Source organism: Citrobacter sp. Cf118, assembly GCF_030334095.1.
Lineage (GTDB): Bacteria > Pseudomonadota > Gammaproteobacteria > Enterobacterales > Enterobacteriaceae > Citrobacter > Citrobacter freundii.
The window spans coordinates 1-10,870 of record NZ_JAOWES010000074.1 but is presented as its reverse complement, the minus strand read 5'-3'; the positions used below and the strand labels follow the sequence as shown (position 1 = coordinate 10,870).

The following is a 10,870-nucleotide window of genomic DNA, read 5'->3' as shown; positions in this document are numbered from 1 at the left end:
TAAGCAGAGTTTTTGAAATGTAAGGCCTTTGAATAAGACAAAAGGCTGCCTCATCGCTAACTTTGCAACAGTGCCCTCTCGAGCACCTCTGCCATAAGACCGTTAGCTGCTCCGCGAACGGCAGCTATCTGCTGAAGAATGGAACGGCATTCAGCATCATTTTCCAGCGCTCTTTCCAGAGCATCAATCTGACCCCGAATGCGGCGAACACGGGTAAGGACCTTTTTTTTCTCTTCAGGAGTACTGGGCATTATTTACCTCACCATTTTTGATTTTATATACTATAGTGGAGTATACAACCAGCGTCAATGTATACTCCACTATAGTATAAAGAAGGATAAACGCAATTATTCATATTTACGGTATAAATCATATATTTATATTATTTTGGCTGTGGTGCTGTCGGAAGGAAAGTTACTACAAAAATGATATCTACCGATACGGGATTTGGGGCATAGGCGGTTCTGTTAAATTTCGGCAGATATTGGCTCATCATTGATAGTCAAAAAATGAGCCTAACGTACAATAATTTTCGATATCCAAACTGCCCCCTTATACATACCTACAGCGCACGTTACGCTGAGCTGAATCGAATTTCAGAGAACGTTCTTCGCTATTACCCTGCCCAGCCAGTTGAACACATTTTATCATCCGGCCCCGAGAGTGACATGTTCTCTGCCTGGTACAGCCTTCATCAGAGTCAAACTAGACGTTATTTACAGGCAAAAGAAGACAGCTACAGAGTTTAAGTCTGACATTATTCGTGGCTGTGTCTGCCTTCGGAGTTTTCAGCTTATCCCGATAACAGCGGTTTTGAAAAATTGACGTTTTTTACACCGGTACATTGCCCGAACGCAATCTCCCCCGTAGCGAAATACCGCCCCGCAGAAAATCGTCCATGCTCGGCATGCCCCTGGAACATCAGCATCTTTTCAATAAAGGTTTTACAGCCTATAGTCTGTATAACACAAAATACACCTTACCTGCTGTATTACAGGGCGGTACTCCCTACTCAGTCTGCGAGGCAGGTCACTTATGAATAATCAGTTCCCGATAAAAACGCTGAACCAGCTCAGACCTGTGCTAATCGGGTTTCGCAAAATCAAGGGCTTCACGCAAAAAGATGTGTCTGAGAGGCTTGGCGTAACGCAGCAAACCTATGCCCGCCTGGAAGCAAACCCTGCTAGCGCCAGTATTGATCGTCTGTACAAGGTATTCAGTATTCTGGGCGTAGAAATAACGCTGTCATCTATTTCCCCTTCACCCTTCATTTCCCACACAGAGATGAGGGGGGCATTTGACAGCACTCCCGCCAGACGGGAGAAATGGTGACTATTAGAAGTTTGCTAGTTTTGTCGAATGACGCCAACTACATGTCCGCATCCATCGAGTAGTGGCTTCAAGCCACGATTGTCACTGCCTCCGCTGCCTTTTTCCAGTAACTCTCTCCTTTTAATTCTAATATTTAGGGGTGTCAACGCAAAGCAGAAACGGCACCTTCTTTGCGAGACAGAAATGACCTGTGATTGCCTGGCCGATTTATGGCAGCTAAGTGCGAGAAGCGGATATAGCGAATTCGCCATTGTACGGGATTAGCAGGTTTACTGAAGCAACCTGCGATGGCGTTATGGCAATAGTCAGTCCCCTGTCCAGTCGGCATAGGTGGCCACCTCGTCACCGCCGGGGATAAACTGATTGAAGCCTCCGCGCAAAATCACTTATTCTTTTCCGTTAATAAAATGCAGGAGCAAAGTCATGACTGGCGAAATTCGTGGGCGAGGCAGGCCACGAAAAACAGAGAGTACCTATACAGATACCCGTAATGACCTGATCCGAAGCGGGCTTGAACTGCTCACGCAGAATGGTTTTCTTTCAACGGGAGTCGATGCCATTGTCAAAAATGCCAGTGTTCCTAAAGGCTCATTTTATTACTATTTCAAGAGCAAAGAAGAGTATGCCCAGACTGTTCTGAGCGCCTATGACAGTTTCTTTGTGCATAAACTCCAAAAACATCTGTATGAATCATCCTTCACACCAATGATGCGTCTGGAAAATTTCATCGACGATGCCTGCGACGGCATTAAAAAGTACAATTTCACCCGGGGCTGTCTGGTTGGCAATATGATGCAGGAGAGTCCGGGTCTTCCACTGTCCTTTATCAAACAGCTCCACGAAATACTTGAGCGCTGGCAGGCGCTTGTGGCGTGCTGTCTGTCCGACGCGTTATCTTCGGGCGAAATCCGTTCCGATATGAATAATACGCAACTGGCGGCCATTTTCTGGAGCAGTTGGGAGGGTGCCGTAATGCGTGCCAAACTTTATTGCTCAACCCAGCCTGTGTACGACTTCTGGAGCTATTTCAAAAAGTCAGTACGCTATCAGCCCTCTAAGGACACGGCTGTTGAAAAGTAAAAAAGGGGCCGCAGCCCCTGATAATAATTATCAAACCCAGGCTGAGCCTGGCTTCCACTTCATTAGCTACACTGAATTACTGCCCGGCCACGAATTCCGCCACTCAGAAGTTTTTCGGCCACATTGATGGCATCACTCAGCGGATAAACGGTGGTCAGGCTATCCAGTCTGGACTCCGGTAAATACTGTACCGCCTGCTGCCAGATCGCCGCTCTTTTTTCCTTCGCGAACATGACACTGTCAATCCCTTTCAGCGTGACGCCACGCAGGATAAACGGAGCCACATTCCCCATTAGTTCCATCCCCTGTGCCATGCCGCAGGCTGCAACAATACTGCCATAACGCACCCCGGCGCATACATTGCAGAGCGTATGGCTACCGACTGTATCAATGGCGGCAGCCCAGCGTTCTTTCTGTAACGGTTTTCCGGGACAGGAGAGCTCGGAACGGTTAATAATCTCGTCCACACCGACCGTTTTATAGAGCCAGGCAGCCTCTTCCGGGCGTCCAGTAGACGCCGTAACGCGGTACCCCATTGATGCAAGGATCATGGCCGCAATGCTCCCGACGCCGCCGCTGGCACCGGTAACAAGTACCGGACCATCTTCAGGCTTAATACCATGATTCAGAAGTGCGTCTACGCACAGCATCGCGGTAAACCCAGCTGTTCCGATTGCCATTACGTGTTTGCCGTTAGCGCCAGCCGGGAGCGGCGTCAGCCAGTCTCCATTTACCCGTGCTTTTTCGGATAGTCCGCCCCAGTGTTTTTCCCCAACACCCCAGCCGGTCAGGAGAACCTTATCTCCGGCCTGATATTCGGGATGTGAACTGGCGGACACTGTACCGGTAAAATCAATGCCGGGCACCATGGGAAAGCGTCGGACGATTGGGCCCCGGCCCGTAATGGCCAGTGCGTCTTTGTAGTTGATGGATGAATAGTCAACATTGACCTCCACATCCCCCTGCGGTAGTTCACTTTCAGCGATTTCAGCAAGTTGCGCACTATAGCGTCCATCTGTTTTGTTGATTAATAAAGATTTAAACACGTTCACCTCGTTTGTCCGGGCGTTTACCGTTCAGTCATTAAGTCGTCAATAAATAATATTGACCGATCGTCTAATAATCAACACTACTATCCCAGTGCTTTGCCAGCATTCAAGAAACATTATTCATTTCATGCACTTAAAGCTGTCTTTTTTGACCGACATCAAACTGTATTCTGGTTTATCTGGTGCAGAGGGAAAATCAGCATCCCTGAAGATACATAGCTAATGCTTCAGAACACGGCTGATGATGCGATAAAACAACCAGGCTTTAATGAGTTAGTCTGAGCGGACCTTCGGCTCAGTAAATAGGTCCGCTCCGTGCCAAGAGCAGACGCTGGTAATTCGGGTAATGGTGCCAACTTACTGATTTAGTGTATGATGGTGTTTTTGAGGTGCTCCAGTGGCTTCTGTTTCTATCAGCTGTCCCTCCTGTTCAGCTACTGAAGGCGTGGTGCGTAACGGTAAAAGTACTGCCGGACATCAGCGCTATCTCTGCTCTCACTGCCGTAAAACATGGCAGCTACAGTTCACTTACACCGTCTCTCAGCCCGGTACACACCAGAAAATTATTGATATGGCCATGAATGGCGTCGGATGTCGCGCCAGTGCACGCATTATGGGCGTTGGCCTCAACACGATTTTACGACACTTAAAAAACTCAGGCCGCAGTCGGTAAACTCACGCATACAACCGGGCAGTGACGTCATTGTTTGCGCGGAAATGGACGAACAGTGGGGTTACGTCGGCGCTAAATCACGCCAGCGCTGGTTGTTTTACGCGTATGACAGGATACGGAGGACGGTTGTGGCGCACGTATTCGGTGAACGCACGTTGGTCACGCTGGAGCGTCTTCTGGGCCTGCTGTCGGCCTTTGAGGTCGTGGTATGGATGACGGATGGCTGGCCGCTTTATGAATCACGCCTGAAGGGAGAACTGCACGTTATCAGCAAGCGATATACGCAGCGCATTGAGCGGCATAACCTGAATCTGAGGCAGCATCTGGCAAGGCTGGGCAGGAAGTCACTGTCGTTCTCAAAATCGGTGGAGCTGCATGACAAAGTCATCGGGCATTATCTGAACATAAAACACTATCAGTAAGTTGGAGTCATTACCGGTGCTCTGATATATTTATTATACTATAGTGGGGTATGTGTTGATCTTAATGTAATACTCCCCTATAGTATAAGAAATACAGAGCAGTGAGGTAAGCAATGCCCAGTACTCCTGAAGAGAAAAAAAAGGTCCTAACCCGGGTTCGCCGTATCCGGGGTCAGATTGATGCTCTGGAAAGAGCACTTGAAAGTGGCGCTGAATGCCGTTCCGTTCTCCAGCAAATCGCCGCCGTCCGGGGCGCCGCTAACGGACTGATGGCAGAGGTGCTGGAGAGCCACATACGGGAAACCTTTGACCAGAATGACAGCTACAGTCATGAAGTCAGTAAATCAGTTGACGATACGATTGAGCTGGTTCGTGCCTATCTTAAATAGGTGAGGCCATTATTACATTGAGGATATATTACGTATGAAATCACGTGCCGCTGTTGCATTTGCACCAGGGAAGCCCCTGGAGATTGTTGAAATTGATGTTGCTCCGCCTAAAAAAGGCGAGGTGCTGATTAAAAACACCCACACAGGTGTCTGCCATACCGATGCCTTTACCCTCTCAGGGAATGACCCTGAGGGCGTTTTCCCGGTGGTTCTCGGCCACGAGGGAGCCGGTATCGTCGTTGAAGTTGGTGAAGGCGTCACCAGTGTGAAGCCGGGTGACCATGTTATTCCGCTCTACACCGCTGAATGCGGGGAGTGTGAATTCTGCCAGTCCGGTAAAACGAACCTCTGTGTATCGGTTCGCGAGACTCAGGGCAAAGGACTGATGCCTGACGGGACCACTCGCTTTTCATACAACGGTCAGCCTCTTTACCACTACATGGGATGTTCCACATTCAGTGAATACACCGTTGTGGCCGAGGTTTCTCTGGCAAAAATTAACCCGGAGGCGAACCATGAACACGTCTGCCTGTTGGGTTGTGGCGTGACTACCGGTATTGGCGCCGTCCATAACACGGCTAAAGTGCAGCCGGGCGATTCAGTTGCCATTTTTGGTCTGGGGGCAATTGGTCTGGCTGCGGTACAGGGGGCCCGTCAGGCAAAAGCGGGACGTATTATCGCTATCGATACTAATCCGACAAAATTTGACCTGGCCCGTCAGTTCGGGGCCACTGACTGCATTAACCCGAATGATTATGACAAACCGATTAAAGATGTTCTGCTGGATATCAACAAGTGGGGTATTGACCATACCTTTGAATGTATCGGTAACGTTAACGTCATGCGTGCAGCGCTGGAAAGTGCTCACCGTGGGTGGGGGCAGTCCGTTGTCATTGGTGTCGCAGGGGCCGGACAGGAGATTTCCACCCGTCCTTTCCAGCTGGTCACCGGGCGCGTATGGAAAGGTTCCGCGTTTGGCGGAGTAAAAGGCCGCACTCAGCTCCCCGGTATGGTCGAGGATGCCATGAAGGGGGATATTGACCTTGAGCCATTTGTAACCCATACGATGACACTGGATGAAATCAATGACGCCTTCGAGCTTATGCATGAAGGCAAATCTATCCGGACAGTGATTCATTACTGATCCCATCAGAATTTTAATCAACTCAAACTGAAGGAAGTGGAAAATGACAACTCCGGTAATTTCTGGTGACGGCATCTTTTCTCATGTGTTCATTGGCGCAGCCGATGTCGAGAAATCCTCCGCATTTTACGATGTCGTCCTGGGCACGCTTGGTATCAATAACCTCGGCCCGTTTGGCAACGGCTGGGTACTCTATGGCCGCGAAAAGCCGGCATTTATCATTGCCCGTCCGGGCAACGGTGAAGCACCTTCCGCTAACGGGGTGACTGTCGGCTTCGCTGCTGCCACCCCGGAAGAGGTTGATGCTTTCCATGCTGCCGGCCTTGCCGCCGGTGGAGCTGATGAAGGTCAACCTGGCCCGCGTGGTCACCTTCCCGGGGCCTATGCTGCCTACCTGCGGGATCCGGCGGGTAACAAAATCACGGCGTATACGTTTATCTGACGTCCGGATTTAAAGATACTTCCCCTGGCTTCGGTCAGGGGAAATAACCATGAGATAACGGCTGATGGAACTCATTGAGCAGCATGCCAGCTCTGGCGGCTGGCAAAACGTGTACCGGCATTATTCACAATCCCTTAATTGTGAAATGAATTTCGGTGTGTATCTTCCTCCCAAAGCAGTAACAGAAAAACTGCCGGTACTATACTGGTTGTCGGGCCTGACCTGTACTGAGCAGAATTTCATCACCAAATCAGGTATGCAGCATTATGCAGCCCGGCATAACGTCATCGTTGTTGTCCCGGATACCAGTCCCCGGGGTAATAATGTCCCGGATGCCGACAGTTACGATCTTGGCCAGGGGGCCGGTTTTTATCTGAACGCGACGGAACAGCCGTGGAATGTTCATTACAGGATGTATGACTATATTCTCAGAGAGCTTCCGGATGTCGTCATGAATCATTTTCCTGCAACGGCAAGAAAATCTATATCCGGTCATTCTATGGGAGGGCTGGGTGCTCTGGTGCTGGCTCTGCGAAATCCTGGTGAATATGTGAGCGTATCAGCATTTTCCCCGATAGTATCGCCTTCTCAGGTGCCATGGGGGCAACAGGCATTTAGCGCTTACCTGGGTGAAAACAGAAAAACGTGGGAAGCCTACGATCCAGTCAGCCTCATTTTACAGGGTGAAAAATTACCAGAAATCTTCATTGATCAGGGGCTGAGTGACGCCTTTTATGAAGAGCAACTGCGCACCAAAATCCTTGAGAGAGTATGCAATGAGATGAACCTCAATGCGTCGTTCCGATATCATACTGGATACGACCACAGCTATTATTTCATTTCCAGCTTTATTGGTGAGCACATTGCTTACCATGCCAACAGGCTCAGGCTGTCAGCATGAGTTGATTTCCAGCCTCAGAAAATGTGCTTAATTTTCAGGCCTGAACAGGGCCTGAACCCTGCAGACCTGAGATGTACTGTAACTGGTGGCTTCAGCAGTTTCTCTTATGCTCAGTTTCTTGACCTGTCGGTAATACAGAACTTTCTTATGTCGTTCCTGATCGGCCTGTTTGCCCCGGTGAATAGCCACGGATAATCTAGACACTTCCGAGCCGTTGATAATACTGGTTTTCATATTCTGTCGGTCACATCTGATCGCTAGAACCATGCCGACGCTTACTGTTATAAAACATTTCGATGTAATCAAAAATATCGCTGCGGGCTTCCTCCCGCGTTCCGTAGATCTTTTTCTTTATCCGTTCGCGTTTCAACAACTGGAAACAGCTTTCTGCAACCGCATTATCGTGGCAGTTACCGCGACGGCTCATGCTGCCCTCCAGTCCGTGTGATTTCAGGAACGACTGCCACTCATGGCTTGTGTACTGACTGCACTGATCCGAATGAACCAGCACCTGTTTTTGGGGATTACGCCGCTATACAGCCATCAGCAGTGCGTTCAGGACAATGTCCTTTGTCATCCGGGATTGCATGGGCCAGCCGATAATTTTGCGTGAGAACAGATCAACAACCACAGCAAGATACAGCCAGCCTTCGTGGGTCCTGATATAGGTTATGTCGGTTACCCAACGCTCATCCGGAGCATCCGGATTGAACTGTCGCTGGAGCCTGTTGGGCGACACAATACTGGCCTCGCCTTTACGTGCCCGCGGGCTCCGGTATCCGACCTGAGCCTTTATCCCGACACGTTTCATCAGTCGCCAGACTCTGTTGACTCCGCACTGTTGCCCGCTGTCCCGCAGATCCAGATGGATCTTGCGATAACCATAGACGCATCCCGATTCCAGCCAGAACTGTTTAATCTGTCCTGTCAGTCTCAGGTCTGCCCGATGGCGTTGTGAATGCGGCTGCTGAAGCCATGCGTAAAAGCCACTGGGATGAACATCCAGCACCCGACAGAGCAGGCGAGCAGGCCAGCAACGGGCGTTGTCACGGATAAAGGCGTACCTCAGTCGGACAGTTTTGCGAAGTACGCCGCGGCTTTTTTTAATATGTCCCGTTCGTCAGTAACCCGCTTCAGCTCTTTCTGGAGACGGCGGATCTCGGCCTGAGCATCTGACTGTTCTTTATGAGTGGAGGAATCCGGACCGTACTTCTTTATCCAGGCGTAAAGGCTGTGGGTGGTGATATCGAGACGTGTTGCAACGCTGGAAACAGAATAACCACGATCAACAACCTGTTTGACTGCTTCAATTTTAAACTCTTCAGGATAACGCTTACCGCTCATGGGCACCTCTCTTTAAGTCATCTTAAATGACTCTGAGGTGTCTGTTAAACCTGTGGCGATTCACCTCGCGTCCTTCCGTTCAGTATAGCCTCAGTCCCTGACACCACCCGAGAACGGAATGACGTCCCCTTTCTCCCTCCCGGTGTTGCGTTCAAGCTCCCTGACATACTGCTGTAAAAGTATAAGGTTATGTAACAGCTCTACATTTTCAGCCATCATCTTTTTGATTTCTTCCCTCAGCTCATTTCTCTGACGGCGATACTTTTCTTTCAGCTTGATCTGCTGCTCAATGCCCTGCTCATCAACCGGCGCGGTGCCCTGGCACGTTTTTTTCAGACTGCGGATAGCCTCCCTGACCTGCCTGTACTCAGGACAGTTATAATTCAGGGTGCCGTTTGCCAGCCCCGCTCGTTTTTCCACAGCATACTGGCTGATACGCTCCCCTGATAACATCAGTTCCCTCAGGGCCTGCTCTGCTCTTGCCTGTGTTTTTTTAACCCCCGACTGTTCGTTCGTCATGCTCTATTCATCCTTTTCAAAAAAGCGGACAGCATCTGCATAAAAATCTCTCTCAAGCATCAGAAAATCCCTGTCAGCCTGAGGAGCATTATTTCGCACGGCAATCTCCAGAAGGTTGTCATAATGAGCCATCCTGCGTTTCCACACGGGAACAGAATCAGCTCCGGCCAGCATGTTCTCACATCCCGGATTGCAGGACGCTGACTGAACAACCGCCTTAAACTCGCAGTCATGGCCATTCATGCAATAAAAACCGTTTCCAAGAGATACCAGTTTTTGCCCGCCTCGTTTAGCCATGCTCATCGCTTTTTTCAGTGTAGGAAACGTCATCTGATGTAAGTGCCCACCTCTCTGGGACATCAGTAACTTCCCGCCTTCGCCATAAAGCAGGCCTTCATGCTGATAAGAAACAGCCCTGGAAGCTGAGAGTTCGGTATCAACCCTTTCAATCTCGGCAGCGAATGCCTGAGGGATCGCCCGGCTAAAATGCGAAGCGTTGAGTGCACCGGACATATACCACTCCGTCATGCCTCTGATTAAGTGCTTAAACTGCCGGATAAGATCATTAGTAGAAATCAGATCAAGACGCCTGAGGTGTACAGCAAGTGAACGGCGAAACTGATGGGTTCGCAATGGCCAGAAAGCCCCCTCCCGAATCTCCATCGCAACGCGTTCATCATCACGTATGTTTGGATTTAAAAGCCTGAACTCATCAATATGGTCACGTCGGATGAACAGATGGTGTCTTTTCACAAATTTCTTTGCCCACTCAGTCTGGCGCTGCGTCCCCATAAAAGAGAGTTTTTGCTCCGAGAACCACGACCTGATATTTAAAGACAATGGAACATTGTCCAGCGTCTTCCCGTCCAGGCCTGTCATGATTTGATTAATTCTGCGTAAATGCTGAAAAGGCTTTTCCACATAGCGACAAACAACCCAGTCTTCGTGACTTCCACCTTCCGGGGCGAACTTATGCAACACCGAACGAAGTCCCAGGATATCACCATCATAAATCAGTGAACCGTGCATCACGCCAAGCACTTCGCTGTGTCTCATCCCCGACATGGCCTGTATCACATTCATGACTTTTAACGTCAGCTCAAAATGCCAGGTGTTCAGCTTTATGTGATCAACGCCAATAAAATCAGATCTCCAGCGCTTATTTTTATGTACCGAGAACCAGCCCTGCATCCCGGGGCCAAGTGTCGCGAAAAGCGCCCGAATTTCCCCGGCAACAATATTGTAGTAATACGCGGCCCGGTAATCCGGTATGCTTTTTGCTGTCCCTCTTTTACGGGCTTCCAGCATCGACGTATAGTAAGGCGAATCATAAAAACCGTTTATGATAGCGCACAGCCGGGAAAACCCGTCAAAATCGAAATCACTGATTTCAGCATCCAGTTCAGTAATCAGCCCTTCCCAGACAGACATCATAAGACTGAAAGGCATACAATATGTCTGGTTTGAATCATCCACACTGTTGTAACTGTCGAAGCTAAGGAAGGTGCGAATAAGCGGGGAAATTCTTCTCGGCTGACTCAGTCATTTCATTTCTTCATGTTTGAGCCGATTTTT

The 10,870-nt window shown here is 49.5% G+C and carries 10 protein-coding genes and 3 pseudogenes; 7 read left to right on the top strand and 6 right to left on the bottom strand.

Going from position 1 to position 10,870, the window contains the following annotated elements; translation table 11 throughout:
* Positions 1-77 precede the first annotated feature (77 nt).
* Positions 78-251 (bottom strand): annotated as a pseudogene (locus OGX67_RS08505) (metal-sensing transcriptional repressor); the annotation flags it as partial.
* A 784-nt stretch (positions 252-1,035) separates the two neighbouring features.
* On the opposite strand from OGX67_RS08505, the gene OGX67_RS08500 reads away from it, so the two are divergent.
* Both OGX67_RS08500 and acuR read left to right on the top strand, forming a co-directional pair.
* Positions 1,036-1,332 (top strand): helix-turn-helix transcriptional regulator, encoded by a 297-nt coding sequence (locus OGX67_RS08500; RefSeq protein WP_017384073.1) that lies wholly within the window; start codon positions 1,036-1,038, stop codon positions 1,330-1,332.
* Between the two features lie 423 nt (positions 1,333-1,755).
* Positions 1,756-2,412 carry an acrylate utilization transcriptional regulator AcuR gene (acuR, locus tag OGX67_RS08495; RefSeq protein WP_023280966.1) on the top strand — a complete coding sequence of 219 codons (657 nt, stop codon included), beginning with the start codon at positions 1,756-1,758 and terminating at the stop codon, positions 2,410-2,412.
* 62 nt (positions 2,413-2,474) lie between these two features.
* On the opposite strand, the gene acuI is transcribed toward acuR, so the two are convergent.
* Positions 2,475-3,458 carry an acrylyl-CoA reductase (NADPH) gene (gene acuI / locus OGX67_RS08490; protein ID WP_023280857.1) on the bottom strand — a complete coding sequence of 328 codons (984 nt, stop codon included), beginning with the start codon at positions 3,456-3,458 and terminating at the stop codon, positions 2,475-2,477.
* Positions 3,459-3,858: 400 nt separating this feature from the next.
* Here acuI and OGX67_RS08485 point away from each other — a divergent pair.
* The 5 genes from OGX67_RS08485 (at position 3,859) to fghA (ending at position 7,432) form a co-directional block, all read left to right on the top strand.
* A protein-coding gene (locus tag OGX67_RS08485; protein WP_223195083.1) for an IS1 family transposase occupies positions 3,859-4,556 on the top strand; the annotation gives its coding sequence in 2 pieces (ribosomal slippage) (positions 3,859-4,108 and positions 4,108-4,556; 699 coding nt in all).
* 113 nt (positions 4,557-4,669) lie between these two features.
* A complete protein-coding gene (gene frmR, locus OGX67_RS08480; RefSeq protein ID WP_017384071.1) occupies positions 4,670-4,945 on the top strand; it encodes a formaldehyde-responsive transcriptional repressor FrmR in 276 nt (91 codons plus the stop codon).
* Between the two features lie 34 nt (positions 4,946-4,979).
* Positions 4,980-6,089: an S-(hydroxymethyl)glutathione dehydrogenase gene (gene frmA / locus OGX67_RS08475; protein WP_017384070.1), complete on the top strand. Its 1,110-nt coding sequence runs from the start codon at positions 4,980-4,982 to the stop codon at positions 6,087-6,089.
* A 43-nt stretch (positions 6,090-6,132) separates the two neighbouring features.
* Positions 6,133-6,531 (top strand): VOC family protein, encoded by a 399-nt coding sequence (locus OGX67_RS08470; protein WP_012561111.1) that lies wholly within the window; start codon positions 6,133-6,135, stop codon positions 6,529-6,531.
* A gap of 64 nt (positions 6,532-6,595) precedes the next feature.
* Positions 6,596-7,432, top strand: a complete 837-nt coding sequence (fghA, locus tag OGX67_RS08465) for an S-formylglutathione hydrolase (RefSeq protein ID WP_012561110.1) — start codon at positions 6,596-6,598, stop codon at positions 7,430-7,432.
* Positions 7,433-7,459: 27 nt separating this feature from the next.
* Here fghA and OGX67_RS08460 read toward each other — a convergent pair.
* The 4 genes and pseudogenes from OGX67_RS08460 to OGX67_RS08445 all read right to left on the bottom strand — a co-directional run.
* Positions 7,460-7,612 (bottom strand): annotated as a pseudogene (locus OGX67_RS08460) (recombinase family protein); the annotation flags it as partial.
* Positions 7,613-7,676: 64 nt separating this feature from the next.
* Positions 7,677-8,776: pseudogene (locus OGX67_RS08455) on the bottom strand (IS3 family transposase).
* 90 nt (positions 8,777-8,866) lie between these two features.
* Positions 8,867-9,295 carry a hypothetical protein gene (locus tag OGX67_RS08450; protein WP_017384060.1) on the bottom strand — a complete coding sequence of 143 codons (429 nt, stop codon included), beginning with the start codon at positions 9,293-9,295 and terminating at the stop codon, positions 8,867-8,869.
* Positions 9,296-9,298: 3 nt separating this feature from the next.
* On the bottom strand, positions 9,299-10,744 hold the full coding sequence (locus OGX67_RS08445) for a hypothetical protein (RefSeq protein WP_071993060.1): 1,446 nt from the start codon (positions 10,742-10,744) through the stop codon (positions 9,299-9,301).
* Between the last annotated feature and the right edge of the window lie 126 nt (positions 10,745-10,870).